This is a genomic window from Streptomyces sp. NBC_00620, from assembly GCF_026341825.1.
In the GTDB taxonomy this organism is placed as follows: Bacteria; Actinomycetota; Actinomycetes; order Streptomycetales; family Streptomycetaceae; genus Streptomyces.
In genome coordinates this window covers 1,734,729-1,760,574 of sequence record NZ_JAPENY010000002.1, presented here as the reverse complement: position 1 = coordinate 1,760,574, position 25,846 = coordinate 1,734,729, and the positions used below count along the sequence as shown (strand labels likewise).

The 25,846-nt window shown below is 69.1% G+C and carries 24 protein-coding genes and 1 pseudogene; 19 read left to right on the top strand and 6 right to left on the bottom strand.

Annotated features, from left to right (window positions below; all coding sequences use genetic code 11):
* Window positions 1-39: 39 nt before the first annotated feature.
* Window positions 40-288, bottom strand: a pseudogene (locus OG246_RS27245) (AbfB domain-containing protein); the annotation flags it as partial.
* A 937-nt stretch (window positions 289-1,225) separates the two neighbouring features.
* Here OG246_RS27245 and OG246_RS27240 point away from each other — a divergent pair.
* From OG246_RS27240 to OG246_RS27230, 3 genes are read left to right on the top strand one after another with little or no spacing between them, the layout of a single operon-like run.
* Complete coding sequence (locus tag OG246_RS27240; protein WP_266469121.1) at window positions 1,226-2,230, top strand: sugar ABC transporter substrate-binding protein; 1,005 nt, start codon at window positions 1,226-1,228, stop codon at window positions 2,228-2,230.
* Window positions 2,230-3,306, top strand: a complete 1,077-nt coding sequence (locus tag OG246_RS27235) for an ABC transporter permease (protein WP_266469119.1) — start codon at window positions 2,230-2,232, stop codon at window positions 3,304-3,306. Before OG246_RS27240 ends, OG246_RS27235 begins: the two co-directional genes overlap by 1 nt.
* A 5-nt stretch (window positions 3,307-3,311) precedes the next feature.
* The gene (locus OG246_RS27230) at window positions 3,312-4,199 is read left to right on the top strand and encodes an ATP-binding cassette domain-containing protein (RefSeq protein ID WP_266469117.1); all 888 of its coding nucleotides are present in this window, start codon (window positions 3,312-3,314) and stop codon (window positions 4,197-4,199) included.
* Window positions 4,200-4,267: 68 nt separating this feature from the next.
* Here OG246_RS27230 and OG246_RS27225 read toward each other — a convergent pair whose 3' ends face one another.
* Complete coding sequence (locus tag OG246_RS27225) at window positions 4,268-5,269, bottom strand: LacI family DNA-binding transcriptional regulator (RefSeq protein WP_266470936.1); 1,002 nt, start codon at window positions 5,267-5,269, stop codon at window positions 4,268-4,270.
* Window positions 5,270-5,477: 208 nt separating this feature from the next.
* Between OG246_RS27225 and iolC the strand changes: the two genes are divergently transcribed.
* The 9 genes from iolC to OG246_RS27180 are packed head-to-tail and all read left to right on the top strand — an operon-like array spanning window position 5,478 to window position 15,925.
* Window positions 5,478-6,461 (top strand): 5-dehydro-2-deoxygluconokinase, encoded by a 984-nt coding sequence (iolC, locus tag OG246_RS27220; protein ID WP_266470933.1) that lies wholly within the window; start codon window positions 5,478-5,480, stop codon window positions 6,459-6,461.
* A gap of 4 nt (window positions 6,462-6,465) precedes the next feature.
* Complete coding sequence (locus OG246_RS27215) at window positions 6,466-7,338, top strand: aldolase (RefSeq protein ID WP_266469115.1); 873 nt, start codon at window positions 6,466-6,468, stop codon at window positions 7,336-7,338.
* Window positions 7,335-8,210: a 5-deoxy-glucuronate isomerase gene (gene iolB / locus OG246_RS27210; protein ID WP_266469113.1), complete on the top strand. Its 876-nt coding sequence runs from the start codon at window positions 7,335-7,337 to the stop codon at window positions 8,208-8,210. Before OG246_RS27215 ends, iolB begins: the two co-directional genes overlap by 4 nt.
* A complete protein-coding gene (iolD, locus tag OG246_RS27205) occupies window positions 8,210-10,087 on the top strand; it encodes a 3D-(3,5/4)-trihydroxycyclohexane-1,2-dione acylhydrolase (decyclizing) (RefSeq protein ID WP_266469111.1) in 1,878 nt (625 codons plus the stop codon). The genes iolB and iolD overlap by 1 nt, the downstream gene beginning before the upstream one ends.
* A gap of 13 nt (window positions 10,088-10,100) precedes the next feature.
* Entirely contained in the window at window positions 10,101-11,591 is a 1,491-nt protein-coding gene (locus OG246_RS27200; RefSeq protein ID WP_266469109.1) for a CoA-acylating methylmalonate-semialdehyde dehydrogenase, read from the top strand.
* Between the two features lie 40 nt (window positions 11,592-11,631).
* Window positions 11,632-12,582: a TIM barrel protein gene (locus OG246_RS27195; RefSeq protein ID WP_266469108.1), complete on the top strand. Its 951-nt coding sequence runs from the start codon at window positions 11,632-11,634 to the stop codon at window positions 12,580-12,582.
* Between the two features lie 12 nt (window positions 12,583-12,594).
* Window positions 12,595-14,022 (top strand): sugar porter family MFS transporter, encoded by a 1,428-nt coding sequence (locus OG246_RS27190; RefSeq protein ID WP_266469106.1) that lies wholly within the window; start codon window positions 12,595-12,597, stop codon window positions 14,020-14,022.
* 23 nt (window positions 14,023-14,045) lie between these two features.
* Complete coding sequence (locus OG246_RS27185; RefSeq protein ID WP_266469104.1) at window positions 14,046-15,062, top strand: Gfo/Idh/MocA family oxidoreductase; 1,017 nt, start codon at window positions 14,046-14,048, stop codon at window positions 15,060-15,062.
* Window positions 15,059-15,925 carry a sugar phosphate isomerase/epimerase gene (locus OG246_RS27180; RefSeq protein ID WP_266469102.1) on the top strand — a complete coding sequence of 289 codons (867 nt, stop codon included), beginning with the start codon at window positions 15,059-15,061 and terminating at the stop codon, window positions 15,923-15,925. Before OG246_RS27185 ends, OG246_RS27180 begins: the two co-directional genes overlap by 4 nt.
* Window positions 15,926-16,254: 329 nt before the next feature.
* Here the strand turns inward: OG246_RS27180 and OG246_RS27175 are convergent, their stop codons facing one another.
* Window positions 16,255-16,935, bottom strand: a complete 681-nt coding sequence (locus tag OG246_RS27175) for a TetR/AcrR family transcriptional regulator (RefSeq protein WP_266469100.1) — start codon at window positions 16,933-16,935, stop codon at window positions 16,255-16,257.
* A gap of 224 nt (window positions 16,936-17,159) precedes the next feature.
* On the opposite strand from OG246_RS27175, the gene OG246_RS27170 reads away from it, so the two are divergent.
* Window positions 17,160-18,683 (top strand): MFS transporter, encoded by a 1,524-nt coding sequence (locus tag OG246_RS27170; protein ID WP_266470930.1) that lies wholly within the window; start codon window positions 17,160-17,162, stop codon window positions 18,681-18,683.
* A 183-nt stretch (window positions 18,684-18,866) separates the two neighbouring features.
* On the top strand, window positions 18,867-19,703 hold the full coding sequence (locus OG246_RS27165) for an SDR family oxidoreductase (RefSeq protein ID WP_266469099.1): 837 nt from the start codon (window positions 18,867-18,869) through the stop codon (window positions 19,701-19,703).
* 26 nt (window positions 19,704-19,729) lie between these two features.
* Here OG246_RS27165 and OG246_RS27160 read toward each other — a convergent pair whose 3' ends face one another.
* Window positions 19,730-20,203 carry a hypothetical protein gene (locus OG246_RS27160; RefSeq protein WP_266469098.1) on the bottom strand — a complete coding sequence of 158 codons (474 nt, stop codon included), beginning with the start codon at window positions 20,201-20,203 and terminating at the stop codon, window positions 19,730-19,732.
* Window positions 20,204-20,347: 144 nt separating this feature from the next.
* Window positions 20,348-20,770 (bottom strand): secondary thiamine-phosphate synthase enzyme YjbQ, encoded by a 423-nt coding sequence (locus OG246_RS27155; protein WP_266469096.1) that lies wholly within the window; start codon window positions 20,768-20,770, stop codon window positions 20,348-20,350.
* A gap of 125 nt (window positions 20,771-20,895) precedes the next feature.
* Between OG246_RS27155 and OG246_RS42910 the strand changes: the two genes are divergently transcribed.
* The 5 genes from OG246_RS42910 (at window position 20,896) to OG246_RS27135 (ending at window position 24,952) form a co-directional block, all read left to right on the top strand.
* Entirely contained in the window at window positions 20,896-20,976 is an 81-nt protein-coding gene (locus OG246_RS42910) for a putative leader peptide (RefSeq protein WP_353962477.1), read from the top strand.
* Between the two features lie 136 nt (window positions 20,977-21,112).
* Entirely contained in the window at window positions 21,113-21,991 is an 879-nt protein-coding gene (locus OG246_RS27150; protein WP_266469094.1) for an ABC transporter permease, read from the top strand.
* Complete coding sequence (locus tag OG246_RS27145) at window positions 21,964-22,707, top strand: ABC transporter ATP-binding protein (protein ID WP_266469093.1); 744 nt, start codon at window positions 21,964-21,966, stop codon at window positions 22,705-22,707. The genes OG246_RS27150 and OG246_RS27145 overlap by 28 nt, the downstream gene beginning before the upstream one ends.
* Before the next feature lie 53 nt (window positions 22,708-22,760).
* Complete coding sequence (locus OG246_RS27140; RefSeq protein WP_266469092.1) at window positions 22,761-23,786, top strand: ABC transporter substrate-binding protein; 1,026 nt, start codon at window positions 22,761-22,763, stop codon at window positions 23,784-23,786.
* 68 nt (window positions 23,787-23,854) lie between these two features.
* Window positions 23,855-24,952, top strand: a complete 1,098-nt coding sequence (locus OG246_RS27135) for an NAD(P)-binding domain-containing protein (protein ID WP_266469091.1) — start codon at window positions 23,855-23,857, stop codon at window positions 24,950-24,952.
* 16 nt (window positions 24,953-24,968) lie between these two features.
* Here OG246_RS27135 and mltG read toward each other — a convergent pair whose 3' ends face one another.
* Window positions 24,969-25,811: an endolytic transglycosylase MltG gene (gene mltG / locus OG246_RS27130; protein WP_266469090.1), complete on the bottom strand. Its 843-nt coding sequence runs from the start codon at window positions 25,809-25,811 to the stop codon at window positions 24,969-24,971.
* Window positions 25,812-25,846 lie beyond the last annotated feature (35 nt).

The window sequence follows — 25,846 nt, the reverse complement described above, 5'->3', positions numbered from 1 at the left end:
AGCCGCCGCAGCCCCGGCTCCACCCGCTCCTCATCAAGGTCAGGGGCCTCCGGTCTCGGTACCAGCCCAGCCAGACGGTAGGCATGCCAGCAGGCGTCGGAGTCCAGCCGAAGCGCCCGCGCGAGAGCGTCGATGACCTGGCCGGACGGATTCCGTTCGCGGCCCTGCTCCGGCCGATCCGTCGTTGGCGTCCAGCCGGATACGGAAGGCGTCGTGACGCAGGCACCTGCCCGAGGCGTCCTTGAGCGAGTAGCCGTGGGAATCGGCCAGTCCGGTGACGAATCGGAAGGTGGCCTCCTGCTTCGCAAGCCCGGAACTGGTGGCAGCGACGGGACCGAGGACGCCTGGATTGCCGGCCTCGACGCGCCGTACGTGAGCGAGATGGCGGCCAAGGTCAAGCCCGAGGGCGGCGGCGGTGACTACGAACCGGTGCCGGCCTGGACCATCTCGGCTTCGGCACCCTTACCTTCACTCGTGACAAGGCGATCGTCGCGGCCACCACACCGACGCCGTCCGCGAGTACGTCCGACACGACGTCCTCCTCCGACGCCGGCGCCGCACCCCCTGCCGCCGATGCCAGCGACGGGACCCAGCCGCAGGGCGGCCGGGGCGAGGACCTCGCCGCCACCGGCGCGGGTGGCATCGCCGGGACCAGGCCCTCGCCAGCGGCGACACCGTGGTGGCCCGCAGGCTGACCCTGCGCCTGCTAGAAGGCTTCACCCTGCACCTTTCCCTGGGCAAACCAAGCGCCACGCGCCCCCTCGCCTCACCCAGCCGATCCAGCGCGAGCGCGAAGCCCAGAGGACACCGTCGCCCGAACCGGCGCACCTCTGATCCGGAGGCCATGAGCCCCGGCCGTCCGTCCGGCGCCGATCAGCCCTTGGCCCAGGGCGGTCAGGTGGCCAGTACAGCCAACCCCATGACCGGATCCGGGACTCAATTTCATTCCGAACACTTTGTTGGTACGTCCTGACATACCTGTTGACATCCCCGCAGAGACGGCCTCATAGTCTCTCCAACTAGAGCGCGCTACTAAAGCGCTCCAGTCGCTGAACAGGCGGTCTACACCAACGACCGCCGCAGAAGACGAGCCGCCACGCACGGCACATACACACCACTCGCGCACCACGTCGCCACTCGTTGAACATGCATCGGCCGCCGACGCGGGACGCGCTTCCGACCACCACAGACTCCACCCTGACAAGCACAGCGAGGTGCAAGGGACATGCGCAGAAACCACCGAGCCGCAGTTTTCACCGCCACCGTTCTGGTCGGCACTCTGTTCGCCGCCGGCTGTTCCAGCAGCTCGGGCGGCAAGAAGTCCGAGGAAGGAGGTGCGGACGCCTCGGCGGGCAAGGCCACCACCCCGCGCATGACGGTGGCCATGGTCACCCATGCCGCCCCCGGCGACACCTTCTGGGACCTGGTCCGCAAGGGCGCCCAAGCCGCTGCCGCCAAGGACAACGTCAAGCTCGTCTACTCCAGCGATCCCAGCGCCGGTAACCAGGCCAACCTCGTGCAGAACGCGATCGACCAGAAGGTCGACGGCATCGCGCTCACCGCGGCCAAGCCGGACGCCATGAAGGACGTGGTGGCCAAGGCCAAGTCGGCCGGCATCCCCGTGGTCGGCTTCAACTCCGGTGTGAGCGACTGGAAGAAGCTCGGCATGCTGGAGTACTTCGGCCAGGACGAGAACATCGCCGGCCAGGCATTCGGCGAGCGCCTCAACCAACTCGGCGCCAAGCACGCCCTCTGTGTCATCCAGGAACAGGGCCAGGTCGCCCTCGAGGCCCGCTGCGCCGGTCTGAAGAAGGGCTTCAGCGGCAAGACCGACATCCTCTACGTCAACGGCACCGACATGCCGTCCGTGAAGTCGACCATCACCGCAAAGCTCACACAGGACTCCTCCATCGACCAGGTGGTCACCCTCGGCGCCCCGATCGCGCTGACCGCGATCCAGTCGTTGACCGACTCCGGCAGCAAGGCCAAGCTCGCCACCTTCGACCTCAGCAAGGACCTGGTGAAGGCCGTCCAGGACGGCAAGATCGAATTCGCCGTGGACCAGCAGCCGTATCTCCAGGGCTACTTGGCGGTCGACTCACTGTGGCTCTACAAGACCAACGGCAACTACAGCGGCGGCGGCACCGCGCCCGTCCTCACCGGACCGGCTTTCATCGACAAGACGAACGTGGACAGCGTCGCCAAGTTCGCCGCCAACGGAACCCGGTGATGAGTATGACCCAGCACGCCGAGCCGGCGGTGACCACACCGCCGGCCCCCGGCCCCAAGGAGGTTGACGGCCGCACGGCCGAACGTCCGCAAGCGCTACGACTGTTGGCCCGCCCCGAGGTGGGCGTCTTCCTCGGTGCCGCCGCGGTGTACGTGTTCTTCCTGATCGCCGCCCCGCCGGTGCGCGAAGGCGCCTCGATGGCGAACATCCTCTACGGCTCGTCGACGATCGGCATCATGGCGTTGCCGGTCGCCCTGTTGATGATCGGCGGGGAGTTCGACCTCTCCGCCGGTGTCGCGGTGATCACCTCGGCGCTGACGGCGAGCATGCTCAGCTACCAACTGACCATGAACGTATGGGTCGGTGTGATCGCGGCCCTGGTCGTGTCGCTGGCAATCGGCTTCCTCAACGGCTGGCTGGTGGTCAAGACCGGGCTGCCGAGCTTCCTGATCACTCTGGGCAGTTTCCTGATCCTGCAGGGCGTCAACCTCGCGGTGACCAAGCTGGTCACCGGCAATGTGGCGACCGACGACATCAGCTCCATGGACGGCTTCAGCCAGGCCAAGAAGGTCTTCGCGTCGTCCTTCGACGTCGGCGGCGTGCAGGTGAAGATCACCATCGTGTGGTGGCTGGTGTTCGCGGCGATTGCGACGTGGGTGCTGCTGCGGACGAAGTACGGGAACTGGATCTTCGCGGTCGGCGGGAACAAGGACAGTGCGCGGGCCGTGGGTGTGCCGGTGGCGTTCACGAAGATCTCGCTGTTCATGCTGGTGGGTTTCGGTGCCTGGTTCATCGGCATGCACCAGTTGTTCTCTTTCAACACCGTGCAGTCCGGTGAAGGCGTCGGGCAGGAGCTGATCTTCATCTCGGCGGCCGTCATCGGCGGCTGTCTGCTGACCGGCGGTGCCGGTTCGGCGATCGGCCCGGTGTTCGGGGCGTTCATGTTCGGCATGGTGCAGCAGGGCATCGTCTACGCAGGCTGGAACCCCGACTGGTTCAAGGCCTTCCTCGGCGTGATGCTGCTCGGCGCCGTCCTCATCAACTTGTGGGTGCAGCGCACCGCGACCCGGAGGTGAACACAATGACAAGCAAAGAAGCCGGCACCCATGGCGCGATCCTCCAGGACACGGAGCCGGAGGACGAGGACCGCCCGACCGTCCAGCTCCGCAACGCGGGCAAGTCCTACGGCAACATCCGTGCCCTGCACGGGGTGGACCTCGCCGTGCGCCCGGGTCAGGTGACCTGCGTGCTGGGCGACAACGGCGCGGGCAAGTCCACGCTGATCAAAATCATCTCCGGGCTGCACCAGCACACGGAGGGCGAGTTCCTCGTCGACGGCCAACCGGTGCACTTCACCACCCCCCGCCAGGCGTTGGACAAGGGCATCGCGACGGTCTACCAGGACCTGGCCGTGGTGCCGTTGATGCCGGTGTGGCGGAACTTCTTCCTCGGCTCCGAGATGACCAAGGGCCCCTGGCCCATCCGCCGTCTCGACATCGAGAAGATGAAGAAGACCGCGGACCAGGAACTCCGCAACATGGGCATCATCCTGGACAACCTCGAACAGCCCATCGGCACGCTCTCCGGCGGCCAGCGCCAGTGCGTGGCGATCGCCCGCGCCGTCTACTTCGGGGCGCGTGTCCTGATCCTGGACGAGCCGACCGCGGCCCTCGGTGTCAAGCAGTCCGGTGTGGTCCTCAAGTACGTGGCCGCCGCCCGCGAACGCGGTCTCGGGGTCATCTTCATCACGCACAACCCGCACCACGCCTACATGGTCGGCGACCACTTCAGCGTCCTGCGCCTGGGCACCATGGAACTCTCCGCCGAGCGCAGCGAGATCACGCTGGAGGAGCTGACCAACCACATGGCCGGCGGCACCGAACTCGCCGCCCTCAAGCACGAGTTGTCCCAGGTCCGCGGCGTCGACGTCGAAGAACTCCCCGACGCGAAAGACCTGACAGCGCTGTAGCGGCGTCCCCCCGGCACGCAAGGCCCAAAGCCCCAACTGCTGGGGGGACATGCCCGGTCGCCGGTGCCTCAGGCCGACGTCTCCGGTGCCTTGTCACTGGTACCGCGCACCACGAGCTTCGGATCCAGGACGACCTCCCGGACTTCCAGATCCGGATTCTCCAGCCGTTCGACGGCGAACCGCACGGCATGCTCCGCCATCAGAGCGGCGTCCTGGCGGACGGTGGTCAGGCCGATCGGCATGAGATGGGAGAGGTGGCTGTCGTCGTACCCGACAACCGAGACATCACGCGGGACATCGACGCCTGCCCGCGTCAGGGCCATCAACAGGCCCCACGCACACCGGTCGTTGCCCGCGAGGACCGCCGTCGGGAGAGCCTGCCCCCGATCGCGCTCCGCCAGGAACAGGCGGCCCGACTCGATGCCCGATTCCTCCGTGTGCTCCCCGGGGATGACCCGCACTTCGGCCTCCAGCCCGTGCCGGCGCATCGCGGCCCGGTAGGCACGCCGCCGCTCGACCGATCCGGGACCTCGGCCGCCGTCGATGTGCACGATTCGGCGGTGCCCCAGTTCGACGAGATGCTCCATGGCCTGGTGCACCCCCTTGCCCTCGGCGCTGTGGACGAAGTCCACGCGGGCGCGGGGCACTCGGCGGCTGACCGAGACTGTCACCGCTCTGTGTCCGAGTTCGTCGAGATAAGTGGCCTCCGCCTCGGGGCCGAGCAGGATCAGCGCCTCGCAACGGTGGCTGAGCAGCGCCTCGGCCGCCTTCGCCTCGCTGCGGCCGTGGGTGGCTGCGGAGAGCAGGACGTCGTAGCCGAGGCGTTCGGCCTCGGGGTAGATCCCCGCGATGAGGTCCGCGTGGAAGGTCTGGTGCACGGTGAACATCACGCCGAGCGTGCGGCTGCGGCCGCGGGCCAGCAGCCTGGCCGCGCTGTCGGGGTGGTAGCCGATCTCGTCGGCCACCCGCAGCACCCGCTGCCGCGTCTCATCGCTCGCGCCCGGCTGACCGCGGAAGATGATCGAGACGAGCGCCCGCGACACGCCTGCTTTCGCGGCGACGTCCGCCATCGTGGGCCGCTGCTTTCCTGACGCATCCACCTGTGAATCCACCTTCCGCCGCGGCCAACCCTACGGGCCTCTCGAAATCTCCTGGCAACAAGGTATTGACATGACATTTGGACAGGAGTCATCGTACACAGACTAGAGCGCGCTAGTAGAGCGCGGCAGTGAATCTCCTGAACGCCTCCGTCTCCGGCACGAAAGGGAAACCAGCGTGATGCCGTTCGAAGTGCTGACCATGGGCCGCGTAGGGGTGGACGTATATCCGCTCCAGACCGGTGTGGGCCTGGCCGAGGTCACGTCGTTCGGCAAGTACCTGGGCGGGAGTCCGACCAACGTCGCCGTCGCCGCGGCCCGTTACGGGCACTCCGCGGCCGTGATCACGAAGACGGGCCGGGACCCGTTCGGGGACTTCGTCCGCACGGCCTTGGAGGGGTACGGCGTCGACAGCCGGTTCGTCGGTACGTCGGACATCGCGCCGACCCCGGTGACGTTCTGCGAGATCTTCCCGCCGGACGATTTCCCGCTGTACTTCTACCGCCTGCCCAAGGCCCCCGACCTGGACATCCAGCCGGACGAACTGGACCTGGACGCCGTGCGTGACGCCCGGATCTTCTGGGTCACCGGGACGGGCCTGAGCGAGGAGCCGAGCCGCTCGGCCACGCTCGCCGCGCTGGCACACCGGGCGAAGTCCGGCCCGACCGTCTTCGACCTGGACTGGCGGCCGGCGTTTTGGAAAGGCACAGCCTGGACCGACGCGGATCAGGCGCGGGCGTACTACGTCGAGGCCTTGCGCCACACCACGGTGGCCGTCGGCAACCTCGACGAGTGCGAGGTGGCGACGGGTGAGCGCGAGCCGTACGCCGCCGCGAAAGCACTGCTCACGGCCGGGGTGGAGCTGGCGGTGGTGAAGCAGGGCCCCAAGGGTGTCCTGGCCGTCGGCCGCGACGGTTCGGCCGTCGAGATACCGCCGGTACCGGTGGACGTCGTCAACGGTCTCGGTGCCGGTGACGCCTTCGGCGGCGCGCTCTGCCACGGTCTGCTCGCCGGCTGGGACACCCACCGCACGGTCTCCTTCGCCAACGCCGCCGGAGCCCTGGTCGCGGGCCGGCTCTCCTGCTCCGACGCGATGCCCACCGAGGCCGAGGTCGAGGCCAAGCTCCGCGAGGCCACCACCGCTTCCATCGAACGAAAGGCGTGACGACGTGCCGTCCGACAACGTGAGCCGGATCGTGGAGGCCCGGGTCAACGACCCCGGCGCCATCGCGACGGCGGCAGCGCGCCGCGTGAAAGCCTCCTCGCTCCTCGGCGCCCACGGCAAGGCGATGATCGTCGCGGCCGACCACCCGGCCCGCGGTGCCAACGGTGTCGGCGCCGAACCCACCGCGATGGCCGACCGCTTCGAGCTTCTCGACCGCCTGTGCACAGCGCTGGAGCGGCCCGGCGTCACGGGTGTCCTGGGCACCGCCGACATTCTGGAAGACCTGCTGCTGCTCGGCGTTCTGGACGGAAAGAGCGTTTTCGGTTCCATGAACCGGGCCGGGCTCGCGGGCTCCGTCTTCGAGATCGACGACCGCTTCACCGGCTATGACGCCGAGACGATCGCCGCGATGGGCTTCGACGGCGGCAAGATGCTCACCCGTATCGCCCTCGACGACCCGGCGACCCCGTCCGTCCTCGAGAACACCGCTCGCGCCGTCAACGAGCTCAACGACCGACAACTCATCGCCATGGTCGAGCCGTTCCTGTCCGAGTGGCAGGACGGCAGGATCCGCAACGACCTCTCCACCGACGCCGTCATCAAGTCGATCACCATCGCCTCGGGCCTGGGCCGCCGCACCGCCTACACCTGGCTGAAGCTCCCGGTCGTGGCGGACATGGAGCGGGTGCTGGCCTCCTCGACGCTGCCCGCGCTGCTGCTGGGCGGCGAGGTCAAGGATCCCGAAGCGGCCTTCGCCTCGTGGGGCAAGGCCCTCAAACTCCCCACCGCACAAGGCCTGATGGTCGGCCGTTCCCTGCTCTACCCCTCGGACGGCGACGTCGCCGGCGCCGTGGACCGGGCGGTGAACCTCCTGTGAGCGACACCAGCAAGTACCACCTGCCCAAAGGAACTTCGGCCGACGGCCCCTACGATCTCCTGGTCACGCCCGAGTCGGCGGGCTGGGGGTACTCCGGCCTCAGGATCCTGACCCTGGGGCCGGGCCAGGCGCACACCCTGTCCACCGGCGATTCCGAGTTCCTGGTCCTGCCGCTGACGGGTTCCTGCACCGTCACCACGGACGGCACGGCCTTCGAACTCACCGGCCGGACAGGCGTGTTCGCCTCCGCCACCGACTTCGCCTACCTCCCCCGCGAATCGGTGGCCCTGATCAGCAGCGCGCACGGCGGGACGTTCGCGCTGCCCTCCGCCCGTACCGAGCGGAGCTCACTCTCCGCTCGGTACGGGCCCCAGAAGAACGTGCCGGTCGAACTGCGCGGCGCCGGGCCGTGTTCGCGGCAGGTCAACAACTACTGCCTGCCGGGCACGTTCGAGGCCGAGCAACTGCTGGTGTGCGAGGTCCTCACCCCCGGCGGCAACTGGTCCTCCTACCCGCCCCACAAGCACGACGAGGCCCGACCGGGCCAGGAGTCGGAGCTGGAGGAGATCTACTACTTCGAGGTCTCGGGCGAGGACGGCTTCGCCTACCAGCGGGTCTACGGCACACAAGAGCGGCCGATCAACGTGCTCGCCGAGGTCCGCTCCGGCGACACCGTGCTGATCCCGCACGGCTGGCACGGCCCGTCGATCGCGGCGCCCGGCTACGACCTCTACTACCTCAACGTCATGGCGGGCCCTGGACAGGACCGTGCCTGGCTGATCTGCGACGACCCCGCCCACGGGTGGGTGCGGGGGACCTGGGAGTCCCAGGACGTCGACGACCGGCTTCCCTTCGAAGGGCTCACGCAGTAATGAACACCCTCCGACTCACCACCGCGCAGGCCCTGGTCCGCTTCCTGGCCAACCAGTACAGCGAGCGCGACGGCCAGGAACAGCGGCTGATCCCCGGCGTCTGGGGCATCTTCGGGCACGGCAACGTGGCCGGGATCGGCCAGGCATTGCTGCAGGCCGCTGTCACCCAAGAGGCCGACCTGCCCTACTACTTGGCCCGCAACGAACAGGGCATGGTCCACGCGTCGGTGGCGTACGCCAAGATGCGCGACCGGCTGGCGACGTTCGCCTGTACGGCTTCGACGGGGCCCGGCTCGACGAACATGATCACGGGTGCGGCGCTCGCGACGACCAACCGCATACCGGTCCTGCTGCTGCCCAGCGACATGTTCGCGACCCGCGCCGCCGACCCGGTGCTCCAGCAGCTGGAGGACACCCGCGGCGGGGACGTCACCGTCAACGACGCCTTCCGTGCCGTATCGAAGTACTTCGACCGGATCTCCCGGCCCGAACAGCTGATCCCGGCCGCGCTGGCCGCGATGCGGGTGTTGACCGACCCGGTGGAGACCGGCGCTGTGACGCTGGCCCTGCCACAGGACGTACAGGCGGAGGCGTACGACTGGCCGGTCGCCTTCTTCCGGCGCCGGGTCTGGCACGTGGGCCGTCCGGTGCCGGAACCGGCCGCCGTGGAGCGGGCCGCGCGTCTGCTGCGCAACGCACGCAAGCCGCTGATCGTGGCGGGCGGCGGGGCCGTCTACTCCGGTGCCGAGACCCAGCTGCGGGCCTTCGCCCAGGCCACCGGCATTCCGGTCGCCGACACCCATGCCGGCAAGGGCGCGGTCCCCTGGGACCACCCCTGCGCGGTCGGCGGCATCGGCTCGACCGGCTCGTACGCGGCCGACGAGCTGGCGAAGGAGGCCGACGTCGTCCTCGGCATCGGCACCCGCTACAGCGACTTCACCACCGCGAGCCACACCGTCTTCGGCAACCCGGACGTCGCCTTCGTCAACCTCAACGTCGCCCGCCTGGACGCCGTCAAGCACTCCGCGGAGCCGCTGGTGGCCGACGCCCGGCTCGGCATCGAGGCCCTCGCCGAAGCGCTGACCGACTGGGAGGTCTCAGCGGAGTACCGCGAGCGGACCCGTCAACTCATCGCCCTCACAAGGGAGATCGAGGACCGCTGCTTCACCGTGGGCCACGGCCCGCTCCCCGCGCAGACCGAGATCCTCGGCGCCCTCAACGACGTACTCGGCGACCGTGACGTCGTCATCAACGCCGCCGGCTCCATGCCCGGCGACCTGCAACAGCTGTGGCGGGCAAGGGATCCGAAGGCGTACCACGTCGAGTACGCGTATTCCTGCATGGGCTACGAGGTCGCCGCCGGCCTCGGTGCCAAGATGGCCGACCCGTCGCGTGAGGTCGTCGTCCTGGTCGGCGACGGCTCGTATCTGATGATGGCTCAGGAGATCGTGACCATGGTCTCCGAGGGCCTGAAGGTCATCGTGGTCCTCGTCCAGAACCATGGCTTCGCCTCGATCGGCGCGCTGTCCGAGTCGCTCGGTTCTCAGCGCTTCGGCACCAACTACCGCTTCCGGAACGGTGGTTCGGGCCTGCTCGACGGAGACGTCCTCCCCGTCGACCTCGCCGCCAACGCCTCCTCGCTCGGCGCGGACGTCCTGCACGCCACCTCCGTCGACGAGTTCCGTACGGCGATGGAGAAGGCGAAGGCAGCGACCCGCACCACCGTCGTCCACGTCGAGACCGACCTGTACGGGCCGAACCCGCCGGGCCACGGCTGGTGGGACGTCCCCGTCAGCCAGACCTCCGACCTGGACACCACCCGCGCCGCGTACGAGACGTACGCCGCCCATAAGCAGGCCCAGCGCCACTACCTGTAAGGACACCCAACCCGTGAAGACCATTCAGCACTGGATCGACGGCACGGCCGTCCCCGGCACGGACACCGCTCCGGTGTTCGACCCGGCCACCGGACGACAGCAGGCCCAGGTGGTCCTGGGCGGGTCCGCCGACGTCGACACCGCCGTCACGGCCGCCGCGCGGGCCTTCGAGACCTGGTCCGAGTCGTCTCTCACCCAGCGCACCCAAGTGATGTTCGCCTTCCGGCAGTTGCTCGTCGAGCACGAGGAGGAGTTGGGCCGGATCATCTCCGCCGAACACGGCAAGACCGTCGACGACGCACGCGGCGAGATCACCCGCGGCCGGGAGGTCGTCGAATTCGCCTGCGGTCTCGGCGATGTCCTGAAGGGGTCCTTCTCCGACCAGGTCTCCCGCGGCATCGACGTGCACAACTTCCGTCAGCCGCTCGGCGTCGTCGCCGGCATCACCCCCTTCAACTTCCCCGCCATGGTGCCCCTTTGGATGCACCCGATCGCCATCGCGACCGGCAACACCTTCATCCTCAAGCCCAGCGAACGCGACCCGTCCGCGGCGAACTTCGTCGCCGAGCTGTACCAGAAGGCGGGCCTGCCCGACGGGGTCTTCAACGTCGTGCACGGCGGCAAGGACGCGGTCGACGCGATCCTCACCCACCCCGGCATCGAGGCCGTCTCCTTCGTCGGGTCGACCCCCATCGCCAAGTACGTGCACGAGCAGGGCACTTCGGCCGGCAAGCGCGTCCAGGCCCTCGGCGGGGCCAAGAACCACGCTGTCGTCCTCCCCGACGCCGACCTGGAGTTCACCGCCAACCACATCACCGCCGGTGCGTACGGCTCGGCCGGCGAGCGCTGCATGGCCGTCTCCGTCGCCGTGGCCGTGGGTGACGCGGCGGACGGGCTGGTGGAGGTGCTGGAGCGCAAGGCGCGCGAGGTGAAGGTCGGTCCCGGTGACGCCCCGGGCGTGGAGATGGGACCGCTGGTCACCAAGGCCGCTCAGGAACGCGTCGAGAACGCCGTCGGCACCGCCGCAACGCAGGGCGCCACCGTCGTCGTGGACGGCCGCGGGCTGAAGATCGACGGTCACGAGGAGGGCTTCTTCACCGGCCCGTCCCTGCTCGACCACGTCACGGTCGAGATGGACGCCTACAAGGAGGAGTTGTTCGGCCCGGTCCTCGCGATCGTCCGCGTCGACACGCTCGACGAGGCCATCGCCGTCATCAACGCCAACCCGTACGGCAACGGCACCGCCCTGTTCACCGCCTCCGGTGAAGCCGCCCGCCGATTCCAGCGCAACGTCAAGGTCGGCATGATCGGCGTCAACGTGCCGGTGCCCGTCCCGATGTCGTACTACTCCTTCGGCGGCTGGAAGGACTCCCTCATCGGCGACTCCCCCATCCACGGCCCCGAGGGCATTCGCTTCTACACCCGCCCCAAGGTCGTCACCACCCGCTGGCCGCAGCCCGCCCAGCAGGTCGCCGCCGGCTTCAACTTCCCCACGTCCAACTGATCCACAGAGTTCCCCCTCCCCCCTTCGCAAAGGACCGACCATGGCAACGGCGCCAACTCCCCTCCGTACCGTCGCGGGCAACCTCTGCCTGGGCTCCGCCCCCGACTCCTGGGGCATCTGGTTCCCCGAGGACGAGCACCAGGTGCCGTACACCCGCTTCCTCGACGAGCTGGCCACAGCCGGCTACGAGTGGCTGGAGCTCGGACCGTACGGCTATCTCCCCACCGACCCGCAGCGCCTGAAGGAGGAGCTGGACGCCCGTGGGCTCCAGGTCTCCGGCGGCACCGCCTTCGGCGCCCTGCACCGCCCGGAGGCGTGGGACGAGATGCTCGCCCATGTCCGGCAGGTCGCCGCGCTGACCGCAGCTGCCGGCGCGCACCACCTCGTCCTCATCCCGCCGATGTACCGCGACGAGAAGACCGGCGCGTTCACCGAGTCGCCCGAGCTGACCGCCGACCAGTGGGCGGGCTTCGGCCGATCCGCCGACCGGCTGGGCAAGTTGCTGCTCGACGAATACGACGTACGGCTCGTCATCCACCCGCACGCCGACAGCCACATCCAGACCCAGCCGGAGATCGAGCGGCTGCTCAACGAGTCGGACTCCCGCTACACCAACCTCTGCCTGGACACCGGGCACGTGGCCTACGGCGGCGGCGACAACCTCGACCTGATCCGCCGCTTCGGCGAGCGCGTGGGCTACGTCCACATCAAGCAGATGGATCCCGAAGTGCTGGCCCAAGTCGCCGTCGAGGACCTGTCGTTCGGGGAGGCGGTCAAGCGCGGGGTGTGCGTGTCACCCCCGGCCGGTGTACCGAACCCGGCCGACGTGGTGGCTGAACTCGCCCGCCTGGACGCCGAGTTGTTCGTCATCGTCGAGCAGGACCTGTACCCGTGCGCTCCCGAGGTGCCCTTGCCCATCGCGGTCAGCACGCGTGAGCACCTGGCCGGTTGCGGACTGACGGGTACCCGCCGCCCGCACCTCGACCGATAGGAGGCGGTGGCTATGGACGTCAGGGACGACACGACCACAGCCCCGGCCACCGCGTTCGCGGACGACGCCCCTTTGGCGGTGTCACGGCGGCTGCGGCTCATCACCGTCATCGCCACCTTCGGCGGACTGCTCTTCGGCTACGACACCGGCGTCATCAACGGCGCCCTGCCCTACATGACCGACGACCTGGGCCTGACCCCCTTCACCGAGGGCATGGTCACCAGCTCGCTGCTGCTCGGCGCGGCGGTGGGCGCGATCACCGGTGGCCGGTTCTCGGACGCGCGCGGACGGCGCCGTACGATCCTCGTCCTCGCCGTGGTGTTCTTCGTCGGCGCACTCGGCTGCACGCTCGCACCGAACACCGCCGTCATGGTGGTGGCCCGCTTCGTGCTCGGCCTCGCGGTCGGCGGCGCCTCGGTGACCGTGCCCGTCTACCTCGCCGAGATCTCGCCCGCAGAGCGGCGCGGGGCACTGGTCACCCGCAACGAACTCATGATCGTCAGCGGCCAGTTGCTGGCCTTCACCTCCAACGCGGTCATCGCGCGGGTGGGCGGTGAGTCCGGCGGGGTGTGGCGCTACATGCTCGTGCTCGCCACGATCCCGGCCGTCGTGCTCTGGTTCGGCATGCTGGTCATGCCGGAGAGCCCACGCTGGCTGGCCTCCAAGACCCACTTCAGCGAAGCCCTCGAAGTACTCAAGCAGGTCCGGTCCCAACAGCGGGCCGAGGCCGAACTCGCTGAGGTCTCCGCGCTCGCCGTCAAGGAGGACCAGGCGAAGCTCGGCGGCTGGCAGGACATGAAGTCCACGCCGTGGCTGCGCCGGCTGATGTTCGTCGGCTTCGGCATCGCGATCGTGCAGCAGATCACCGGCGTCAACACGATCATGTACTACGGCACCCAGATCCTCACCGACGCCGGCTTCACCGCCGACAGCGCCCTCACCGCGAACATCGCCAACGGCGTCATCTCGGTGCTCGCCACCTTCGTCGGCATCTGGCTGCTGGGCCGCGTCAACCGCCGCCCGATGCTGATGACCGGTCAGATCGGTACAACAGCAGCCCTGTTGCTGATCGGTGTCTTCTCGCTGCTGCTGCCTTCCGGTGACGGCCGGGCGTTCGCCGTGCTCGCCATGACGGTCACCTTCCTCGCCTTCCAGCAGGGCGCGATCTCGCCGGTGACCTGGCTGATGCTCTCGGAGATCTTCCCGATGCGGATGCGCGGCTTCGGGATGGGTGTCGCGGCCGTGGTGCTGTGGCTGACCAACTTCGCGATCGGGCTGGTCTTCCCGTCCCTGGTCTCCGCCATCGGGGTCTCCAACACCTTCTTCCTCTTCGTGGTGGCGGGCGTCTTCTCGTTCACCTTCGTCAAGCTCTACGTCCCCGAGACCAAGGGCCGCACCCTCGAAACCCTCGAAGCCGAACTCCGGGCGCGCTTCTCCTGACCTCGTCTGCATAAGGAATGACCATGACCGTACGTGTAGGAGTCATCGGCGCCGGCTGGATCGGCAAGGAACACATCCAACGCCTCACCCACACCGTCACAGGCGCCCGCGTCACCGCAGTCACCGACATCGACGCCGCCCGTGCCGAGGAGGCGGCGGCGCCGGTCGGTGCCCGGGTGCTGCCCGACGGCGCCGCCGTGATCGCGGCGGACGATGTCGACGCGGTCCTCGTAACCTCTTGGGGCCCGACCCACGCCGAGCACGTGCTGACCGCGATAGCCGCCGGGAAGCCGGTGTTCTGCGAGAAGCCGCTGGCCACCACCGCCGAGGACTGCCTGCGGATCATCGAGGCCGAGACGGCACATGGCCGCCGCCTGGTCCAGGTCGGCTTCATGCGCCGCTACGACGCCGGCTACCGGCAGTTGAAGCAGGTCATCGACTCCGGCCGCATCGGCCAGCCGCTGATCGTGCACTGCGCCCACCGCAACCCGACCGTGCCCGAGTCGTACACGTCCGACATGGCTGCCCTGGACACGGCGGTGCACGAGGTGGACGTACTGCGCTGGCTCCTCGACGACGAGATCGTCTCCACCCAGGTGGTCACCCCGCGCGCCACGAGCAAGCGGTTCGCCCACCTCAAGGACCCGCAGATCATGTTGTTCGAGACGGCCAAGGGCGTCCGCATCGACCTGGAGGTCTTCGTCAACTGCCAGTACGGCTACGACATCCAGTGCGAGGCGGTGGGCGAGGAAGGGCTCGTCCGCTTGCCCGACCCGGCCGCCGTCGGCGTGCGCAGCGCGGGGCAGCACAGCACTGAGGTGCTCACCGACTGGGTGGGCCGCTTCGCGGACGCCTTCGACACCGAGTTCCGCGAGTGGATCGCGGGGATCGCCGCCGGCAACGAGCCCACCGGCCCCTCGGCCTGGGACGGCTACGCGGCCACCGTCATCACCAGCGCGACCGTCGAGGCCCTGGAATCGGGCCACGTCATCGCCACCGACCTCAAGCCCCGTCCCGCCTTCTACGGAGGTGCCGCGTGAAGATCGCCCTCGACCCCTACATGTTCCGCGCCCTGCCCATCGACGACATGGTGCGCACGGTCGCCGAACTCGGCTACGACTACATCGAGTTGTCGCCCCGCGACGACTTCATGCCGTTCTTCCTGCACCCGCGTGCGGACGACGACCGTGTGGCGGAGCTGAAGAACTCCCTGCGTACGCACGGAGTGAAGCTGTCCTCCGTACTCCCGCTGTACAAGTGGTCCTCGCCCGACGAGACCGAGCGACAGACCGCCGTACGGTACTGGAAGCGGATGATCGAGATCACCGCCGAACTCGAATGTCCCCTGATGAACTCGGAGTTCAACGGCCGCCCCGAGCGCGCCGCCGAGAGCGAGGCCGCCTTCTGGCGCTCGCTGGAGGAACTGCTGCCGCTCTTCGAGCGCGAGGGCATCGCCCTCAACCTGGAAGCCCACCCGGACGACTTCTGCGAGGAGAACACCCCCGCCGTCGACCTCGTCCGCGCCATCAACAAGCCCTGGGTGAACTACCTCTACTGCGCCCCGCACTCCTTCCACCTCTCGGGCTCCGACCCGACGGCGGACATCGCGGCGATGATGCGCTACGCCGGCGACAAGCTCCAACACGTGCACATCGCCGACTCCTTCAACCACAAGGGCTCCAGCGGCCTGCGCTACATCCTCAACCCGCCGGGCACCACCGCCCGCATCCACCAGCACCTCGACATCGACCAGGGCGAGGTCGACTGGAACGCCTTCTTCGGCACCCTGCGCGAGCTGAACTTCGACGGCGTGGCCACGGCCTGCGTCTTCGCCTGGGAGGAACGCGCCCGCGACTCCTCGGCGTTCATGCTCGACCGCATCACCAAGGAACTCACCGTGTGACCGACCGCCCCATCAGGCCGACTTGAGATGATGCTGGGAGGTGACCGAGGGCGGCGGGCGCGTCCGACGGGGCCCGGTCCCTGGTCACCGCGCTGGCCGCGAACCAGTCCTTCGAGACGCGGCTCCCGGTGAAGGCCCGGGATCTATTGGAGGTGTGACCGTCGAGGGCTGGTGTTCGTCACACAAGCGGCTGCCGACCTCCGCCCACCTCGCTCCTCGGAGGCAGCGGCGCCCCCTTCTGGCTGCCACGAGCCTGAACCCAGCCGCCGGCCCACACGGCTGCGGGCCCCTTGCCGCACATCGGTTGTCGGTCTCGTACGCCCAGGGCACTACCGTTCGGCGGCGGAGCCGACCGGTGCGAGGGCCTCGATCGCGGCGACGGTCTGGTCGAGGACCACGTCGTAGAGGCGGGCGAAGGCGGCGGGCATGCGGGGCAGGAGCGGCGCGAGAGCCTCGCGCTCGCTCTCGGGGCGGACCGAGAGCCCCGCCTGGAGCTGGGTAACAATCTGTTCCGTGGGGCTGCGGCGTGTCTCGTACGACGCGTAGCCAATGGTCGTCGAACTGATGAGAAGGACGGCCACGGCGAGGTCCTCGTCGTGGAGACCGAGCGGGCGAAGAACCTCGGCCAGCTTGGCCAACGACCTCACTCCGACGGGCTGTTGTGTCGAGGCCATGTACGGCAGGAGCTGCGCGTGCGGACGCAGCCGCTCCCGGCTGTTGCGCATCCACTGGCGGACCTGCTCCTGCCAGGTTTCCCCGGTCAGGGTCACCGGCTGGATGCGGGACAGGACGCAGTCCGCCACGGCCTGGAGCAGCGTGTCGCGGTCCGGGAAGTAGCGGTACAGGGCCATCGGGGCGGCGCCGGCGGCCTCGGCGACGCGCTTGATGGTCAGGTCGGAGTCCGGATCGCGCTCCAGAAGGCCGACGGCGGCCTCGACGATCTGCTCCCGCGAGAGGCGCGGCGGGCGTCCCCTTCCCCGGGTTGCGGTCCCGGTCGCTGACTGCGCCATCGGATGCGTCCTTCCTTGCGCCCGCCGTCGTGGGCGCGCCGTCGTCAGGTTACGCGGCCGACCGGCGTCGGGGCTGTCGGCCCGATGGCGGGGTTGGCGGTATTTAGCGTATGCCGTACGAAAAATATGGGAGACTCGCGGCCACAGACTCAGCGGGTTCGACATGAGCGCACCAAGGCGCCATCTGACGCACCCTCAGGAGCGGAGGTACCCCCGTGTCCGCAGTGACGACTTCACCGTCGCCGGAGAAACCGGCGAGCGACAACGGGCCGAGCGCCGGCGCTGTTACGGCCGTACTGGCCTTCGGCGGGATTGTCGTCGCGCTGATGCAGACCCTCGTGGTGCCGCTCATCTCCGAGCTCCCGGCGCTGCTCCATGCCTCGACGGCCGACGCGACCTGGGTGATCACCGCCACGCTGCTCTCCGGCGCTGTGACCACGCCTGTCGTGGGGCGGCTCGGAGACATGTTCGGCAAGCGGCGGATGCTGCTGGCCAGCCTGGGCATGCTGGTGATCGGCTCCGTGGTGAGCGCGTTCAGCGACTCGCTGGCCCCGATGGTTGTAGGACGGGCACTTCAGGGCTGCGCCATGGGCGTCATCCCACTGGGCATCAGCATCATGCGGGACGAACTCCCGCCCGAGAAGCTCGGCGCGGCCATGGCTCTGATGAGCTCGTCGTTGGGGGTGGGCGGTGCCCTGGGTCTGCCCGGGGCAGCGCTGCTCGCCCAGCATGCCAACTGGCATGCGCTGTTCTGGGTGTCCGCGGGCCTCGGCGCCGCCGTGCTCGCGCTGGTGCTGGTGTTCGTGCCGGAGTCCCGGGTCCGCAGTGGCGGACGGTTCGACCTGGTGGGAGGTGTCGGGCTGACGGCCGGGCTGCTCTGCCTGCTGCTGGCCGTCTCCAAAGGCGCCGACTGGGGCTGGGCCAGTGGCTCCACGGGCGGGCTGTTCGCCGCGGGAGTGGTCATCGTGCTGGTGTGGGGATGGTGGGAACTTCGTTCCGCCCAGCCCCTGGTGGACCTGCGGACCACCGTCGACCGCCAGGTGCTGCTCACCAACCTCGCTTCGATCATGGTCGGGTTCGCGATGTTCGGGATGTCCCTCGTCCTGCCGCAACTGCTGCAGATGCCGAAGGCCACCGGATACGGCCTCGGGCAGACGATGCTGGTCGCGGGCCTGTGCCTGGCCCCGGCAGGACTGGTGATGATGGTCGTCGCGGCGCTCTCCGCGAAGGTTACGGCGGCCTTCGGTCCCAAGGTCTCGCTGATGATCGGCGCTGCTGTGATCGCGACCGGCTACGGCCTGGGCATCGCCCTGATGGGCGCCGTATGGCAACTCATCCTCGTCGCGGCCGTGATCGGCGCCGGAATCGGCTTCGCCTTCGGCTCCATGCCCGCGCTCATCGTGGCGGCCGTACCCCGGTCCGAGACGGCCTCCGCCAACGGCCTCAACGCCCTCATGCGTGCCATCGGCACCTCGGTCGCCAGCGCGGTGCTCGGCGTCGTACTGGCCCACATGACCACGGACTTCGGCGGCTACGCCTTCCCGTCCGAGGCCGGCTTCCGCACCGCGATGGGCATCGGCGGTGGGGCAGCGATCGGCGCCCTGCTCCTCACCGCCTTCCTGCCGGGCCGACGTGCCAACGGCCTCGCGACGGCGCCGGACGATGAGTCGGCGTCGGAGAAGCCGACCGCGGAGGAGCGGAGCCCGGCGCAGGACGCCACGGCCCGTCACGGGGCTGACGGGGCGTAGACGCCTCGGCGTACCAGGCTCCGGGCCCCCTCCCCGCCGCTCTTCGCAGGCTCCGTCCGAAGGGCATCCGCCACCCAGCGGCCGGCTTCGACTTCCAAAGCCGAGCCGACGGGGTGACGTCAACTCGCCATACACAGCAAGTCGTGACCAGCACAGCCAGACACAGTCAGCCAAGGAGTCGAGATGAGCCCCCAAGTCCCAGCACGCAACGTCCTCGTAGTCATCGGTACCGGCGGTATGGGGCTGGCCGTCGCGCGCCGCCTGGCCGCCGGGCGGCGGATTCTGCTGGCCGACTGGTCCGCCCCGGGCCTGGAAGCGACTGTCGGTACGCTGCGCGGCGAGGGCCACGAGGTCGAAGGCCACACGGTGGACGTCTCGCAGCGGGACTCGGTCGAGAACCTGGCCGTAGCCGCCGGGGCCGCCGGGCGGGTGGACGCCGTCGTCCACACCGCCGGGGTCTCCCCCGTCATGGCGACCGCCCGGCAGATCTACGAGGTGGACCTGCTCGGCACCGCCCATGTCATCGACGCGTTCCTTCCCGTCGCCTCCGCGGGTACGTCACTGGTCTGTGTGGCGAGCATGGCCGGGCACTTCGCATCGCTGTCCGCGGACCTCGAACGGCACCTCGCGACCGCCCCGACCGATGAACTCCTGGAGCACAAGGAGTTCGACCTCGAATCCGAGCCCGCTCTGGCCTACGTGGTGGCCAAACGCGCCAATCAGCTGCGCGTACAGGCCTCCGCCCACGCCTGGGGGGCCAAGGGGGCACGACTGAACACCATCAGCCCCGGAGTGATTTCCACGCCGATGGGCGCCCAGGAACTTCAGGGCCCGGCCGGCGTCCACATCCAGGCCATGCTCGACCTTTCCGGCGCGCGCAGGGCAGGTACCCCCGACGACATCGCGAGCGCCGCCGCGTTTCTGACGGGACCGGACTCCGCCTTCATCACGGGGAACGACCTCTTGGTGGACGGCGGGACGGTCTCCGCACAGCGTTGGAACACGACCCCCGCGGCCTGAGGTGGCTCTGCCGCCACCGCCGCGCGTCAGGCATGTCCCGCGTCGCCGAAGTGGGCGGCGCGCAGCCCGCGGAGGACCAGGTCGAGGAATTGTTCGCAGACTCCGTGCGCGCTGATGCCGGGGCGCAGTTCGCCGCGTCGCCATGCGTCGTCGCGGAGTTGGAGAGTACAGCGGGCCGCAAGCAGTCGGCGGAGGCTGTCGAGGGTGCGCTTGGCCACCTTGGCACGGGCGGCGACGGAGTTGATACGGAAGCCGGCGACGCCGGTCTCCGCAAAATTCGTCGACGAAGGCGGCACCACCTTCACTGCAGCCGCGACGAGTCCGTCATACGGACCACGCTCGTCGCGGAGCCAGGGCCCGAGCTTGGGTCGCGTCATGGGATCGGTGGCGCCTGAGACTTCCCAGTCGTCGGCCCAGCCGATGATGTGGCCGCCGACCGCTTCCGCGGCCGTGAGGACGTCCTCTCGCTGTCGCTCAGGCGACGAGGTTGCCGCCTTCATGCGCGAGAGCCGTCGTACTCCCAGCAGACACTTTCCGCATCCGTCGTAGGAACGCTCGATCTTGTCCCATCTGGTGGCGGCATCCCCTTCTCCAGTTCCGCACGCAGGGTACGGAGAATGGACGGCCACCCAGGATGATCTTGCCTACCCCAGGAAGCTCAACCGCACGTGCCGGTTGGCATTGTCAATGTTGGTGTCCACCAGACACACCGACTGCCACGTCCCCAGCTCCAGCCTCCCGCCCAGCACCGGCAGCGTCGCGTGGGGCGGGACGATGGCGGGGAGTACGTGGTCGCGGCCGTGGCCGGGGCTGCCGTGGCGGTGCTGCCAGCGGTCGTCCCCAGGGAGCAGGGAGTGCAGGGCGGCGAGGAGGTCGTCGTCGCTGCCGGCGCCGGTTTCGATGATCGCGATGCCGGCGGTCGCGTGGGGCACGAAGACGTTCAGAAGGCCGTCGCGGCCGGCTGCCGCCTCCCTGAGGAAGGCCTCGCAGTCGCGGGTGAGGTCGACGACGGTCTCCGAGGAACCGGTGGCGACGTTCAGGACTCGGGTGGTGAAGGCATCGGGCATGCCTCAATCCTCGCCCACACGCCAGGTTCCGCATCCGGTCGGCCGACCGTCATGTGATACGAGGGGTCCATCCCGCGAGACACCATTGACCGTACGCGAACGAGCTGGCTACTTTCAGGCGCACGTTGCGTTCAGTCATGCTCACCACGCGCGGTCACATCGACCTGCTGCGGGTGGCCTCCGCCGCGTGTCGCCGCGGCTGCTGACGCCCCTTCACCAGCCTCCCTCTCCCGCCTGGGCTCCGCCCTGCCCGCACGTCTGAACTGACGTAGCGGCACCGAGGCGCATCCCTCTCCGGTCGCTCTCTCCCCGTCTCTCCCCGTCTCTCCCCGTGGAGCACTCATGAGCATCAGCCATGCCCCGCCCAGCTCCTCCGAGCCGGATATTTCGTCTATATCCAAGGATGCGCCTGACCCGCCCGAGCTCGTTCCCCTGGTCCCCACCTCCACCCGCCGCTCCCGCGTGCCACGCTGGCTGCGCCGCACCTCCGGCCCCGTCCTACTGCTCGCCCTGTGGCAACTCCTGAGCGCCACCGGTGCGTTGACCCCCGACATCCTCGCCTCGCCGGGCACCATCGCGCGGGTCGGGAGCGATCTGATCGCCGACGGTTCGCTGCCCAACGCGATGGGTGTATCACTGCAACGCGTCGCGGTCGGGCTCCTGCTCGGAACCGTCGTCGGTACGGGGCTCGCCCTGGTGTCCGGGCTGTTCCGCATCGGCGAGGATCTGGTGGACGCGAGCGTCCAGATGCTGCGGACCGTGCCGTTCGTCGGGCTGATCCCGCTGTTCATCATCTGGTTCGGCATCGGCGAGGCCCCGAAGGTCGCGATCATCACGCTCGGCGTGTCCTTCCCGCTCTATCTGAACGTGTACGCCGGTATCCGCGGCGTCGACTCCCAGCTGGTCGAGGCCGGGGAGTCCCTCGGGCTGTCCCGCTGGGGGCTGGTCCGCCATGTCGTGCTGCCGGGCGCACTGCCCGGCGCGATGACGGGGCTGCGCTACTCACTGGGTATCGCCTGGCTGGCCCTCGTCTTCGCCGAGCAGATCAACGCGGACGCCGGGATCGGCTTCCTGATGGTCCAGGCGCGCGACTTCCTGCGGACCGACGTGATCGTGGTCTGCCTGATCGTCTACGCCTTCCTCGGCCTGCTCGCCGACTTCATCGTCCGCACCCTCGAAAGGCTGCTGCTGCAATGGCGACCGACGTTCACGGGCCGATGAGCGCCCAGAAGGCCAGGGCCTCAGCCGTACGAGTGCAGGGCCTCACCCGCTCCTTCGACGGCCGCGCCGTCATCGAAAACCTCCAACTGGACGTCAGGCCGGGCGAGTTCGTGGCCCTGCTCGGGCGCAGCGGCTGCGGCAAGTCCACCCTGCTGCGGATCCTCGCGGGGCTCGACCGCGACATCGAGGGAACCGTCCTCGTCCCGCGCCGCAAGGCCGTCGCGTTCCAGGCACCGCGGCTCATGCCATGGAAGAAGGTGTGGCGCAACGTCCTGCTCGGCCTGCCCGGGAAGCCCGAACGAGCCGTCGCCGAACGGGCGTTGACCGAGGTCGGCCTCACCGACCGCTCGGACGCCTGGCCGAAGACCCTTTCCGGCGGCGAGGCCCAACGTGCCTCATTGGCCCGCGCGTTGGTCCGCGAACCCGATCTGCTGCTGCTCGACGAGCCGTTCGGCGCGCTCGACGCCCTCACCCGGATCAAGGCGCAGCGCCTGGTCGGTGAACTGTGGCAGCGCCGCGGCTGCGCCGTGCTGCTGGTCACGCACGACGTCGAGGAGGCGGTCCTGCTCGCCGACCGTGTCCTCGTGATGGACGACGGCGTCATCGCGTACGAGACACAGGTCGACCTGGACCGCCCGCGCGACATCGCCGACCCCCGCTTCGCCGAGCTGCGCGCCGGCCTCCTCGAACGTCTTGGCGTCGGCACCGCCGCCTGAACCGCCCCGCTCACCTCTCAGTTGCACCAAACCCTCACCTGAACGGATTCGCCATGCGACGACGCCTCGCCCCCGCCGCCCTGCTCCTCCCCCTGGCCCTGCTCCTCTCCGCCTGCGGCGGCAACTCGGCGGCCGACACTGGTTCCAGGACCGACGGCAAGGGCTCCGTCACGCTCAACGTCGGTGACCAGAAGGGTGGTTCGGAGGCGGTGCTGCGTGCCGCCGGAGAGCTCGACAACCTCACCTACAAGATCAAGTGGTCGACGTTCACGTCCGGCCCGCCACTCCTGGAGGCCGTCAACGCCAAGGCCGTCGACGTCGGTGGGGTCGGCAACACCCCGCCGGTCTTCGCGGCGGGCGCGAACTCGAAGATCTCCGTTGTGGCGGCCTGGCACGGCACATCCAAGGGCGAGGCCATCCTCGTACCGAAGGACTCGTCGCTGAAGAAGCCGGAGGAGCTCAAGGGCAAGTCGATCGCCGTGGCTCAGGGTTCGTCCGCGCACTACCAGCTGATCGCCTCGCTCAAGGAAGCCGGGCTGGGGCTGAGCGACGTGCAGGTGAAGTACCTCCAGCCCGCCGACGCGCTGGCCGCGTTCACCAGCGGCAAGATCGACGCGTGGGCGGTGTGGGACCCGTACACCTCACAGGTACTGCAGGGCGGGCAGGGCCGGATCCTGACGGACGGCGACGGTGCGGTCAACGGACTCAACTTCCAGGTGGCGGCGCCCACCGCACTCGCGGACAAGGAGAAGGCCGCGGCCATCAAGGACTACCTGGACCGGCTGCGGCGCGCCCAGGACTGGGTCTACGACCACCCTCAGGAGTGGGCCGAGGTCTGGGCGAAGGACACCGGACTGCCGTACGAGGTGGCGCTGGCCTCGGTGAAGCGCACCCACGCCTCCCGCGTCCCGGTGGCCGTCGACCAGCCGCTCATCGACTCCGAGCAGCAGATCGCGGACACCTTCACCAGCCTGAAGCTCATCCCGAACAAGGTCGACTTCGCCGACTTCGTGGACACCCGCTTCAACGGCGACCTGCCGCCGTCCACGACCGCGCCTCGCGTCTACAAGGAGTCGTAGCCACGGCTGGGCCCTCCGGGAAGATCCCGGACCCCGGTCCGGTTGGTAGAAGCGTGAACAACACCGGGGTGCAAGCACGCGAAGTCGACGCCGAGGTCGCCACCGAGGTCGTTGTCGTGGTGATAGGCGCTGGACAGGCCGGACTGTCCAGCGCCTATCACCTGCGGCGCGCCGGTTTCGAGCCCGGGCGTGACTTCGTGGTCCTGGACCACGCGCCGCGTCCGGGCGGCGCCTGGCAGTTCCGCTGGCCGTCACTGACGTACGGCAAGGTGCACGGGATGCACTCGCTGCCTGGCATGGAACTGACGGACTCGGACCCGGCGCGCCCGTCCGCCGAGGTCATCGCGGAGTACTTCGACGCCTATGAGCGCGCCTTCGAGCTGCGGGTGCGCCGGCCGGTCGACGTGCGTGCGGTGCGCGAGGGCTCCGCGGGCCGGCTGCTCGTGGAGACCTCGGCCGGGACCTGGTCGGCGCGTGCGCTGATCAATGCCACCGGGACATGGGACCGGCCCTTCTGGCCGCGCTATCGAGGGCAGGAGACCTTCCGCGGGCGGCAGTTGCACACCGCGCAGTACCCGGGCCCCGAAGAGTTCGCCGGTCTGCGGGTGGTCGTCGTGGGCGGCGGCGCCTCCGGCACCCAGCATCTGATGGAGATCGCCCCGTACGCCGCCGCGACCACCTGGGTGACACGTCGGCCGCCCGTTTTCCGTGAGGGGCCCTTCGACGAGGAGTTCGGCCGGGCGGCCGTCGCGCTCGTGGAGGAACGGGTTCGTCAGGGGCTGCCACCGAAGAGTGTCGTCTCGGTGACCGGACTGCCGCTGAACGACGCGATCCGGCAGGCCCTGCACGACGGCGTCCTCGACCGGCAGCCGATGTTCGACCGGATCACACCAGACGGTGTCGCGTGGGACGACGGGCGTCACGTGGACGCCGACGTCATCCTGTGGGCGACCGGGTTCCGGGCCGCCATCGACCATCTGGCGCCCCTGCGGCTGCGCGAGCCGGGCGGCGGCATCCGCGTCGAGGGGACTCGCGCCGTCGCCGATCCTCGGGTCCATCTCGTCGGGTACGGCCCCTCGGCCAGCACCATCGGCGCCAACCGGGCGGGGCGCGCCGCAGTGCGGGACATCAGGCGGCTGCTGGCGGGGGCGCCGGTCGCCGCGTGATGCCCCGCACGACGGATCAGCGGGTGGGGCTCGGGGAGGTGCTCTTCCGGTTCTGGTTGAACTCCGCGACGTTCTTCAGACGCTCCTCGTAGCTGGCGGTGAAGCGCGTGTCGCCCGGCTTGACCGTGACGAAGTACAGCCAGTCGCCCGGGGTCGGGGCGATCGCGGCACGCATCGCCTCCTCGCCGGGGTTGGCGATCGGCGTGGGCGGCAGACCCATGCGCTGGTACGAGTTGTAGGGGCTGTTGATCTTCGTGTCGTCCTGGCTCGTGTTCAGCGTGGAACGGTTCAGCGCGTAGTTGATGGTGGAGTCCATCTGGAGCGGCATGCCCCTCTCCAGGCGGTTGAAGATGACCCGGGCCACCTTCCCCATGTCCTCCTTGGTCGCCGCTTCGGCCTGGACGATGCTCGCGATGGTGACCGCCTGGTAGACGTTCATCGCGTTGCGCTGCGCCCCGGCGGCGACCGGGGCTTTGTTGAACTTCTGGTTCGCGGTGCTGACCATGAAGGACAGCAGTGACTCCGGAGTCGCTTTCTTGTCGATCGGATATGTCGCCGGGAAGAGATAGCCCTCCGGGTTGCCCTCCGCGTCGTTCGGCAGCTTCAGGTTGGCCTTCCCGAGCGACTTCTTGGCGGTGCCCGGCGGCACCTGGAGGACCTTGTCGACGGCGTCGTAGATCTGGCCCGCACGCCAGCCCTCCGGGATCACGAGGGCCGTCGGCGGCGTGGCCTCGCCCCCCGTTCTCAGCAGCGGCACCGCCACGGCGGTGGCCGCCACGACGGCTCCGGCCGCGATGAGGGCGCCCCGGCCCCGGCGCGTCAGTCGAATCGTGCTCCGTGGCGGAGTGTTCATCTGCATGCGGGCACGGTAACCCGCTAATGCACATAAACCCG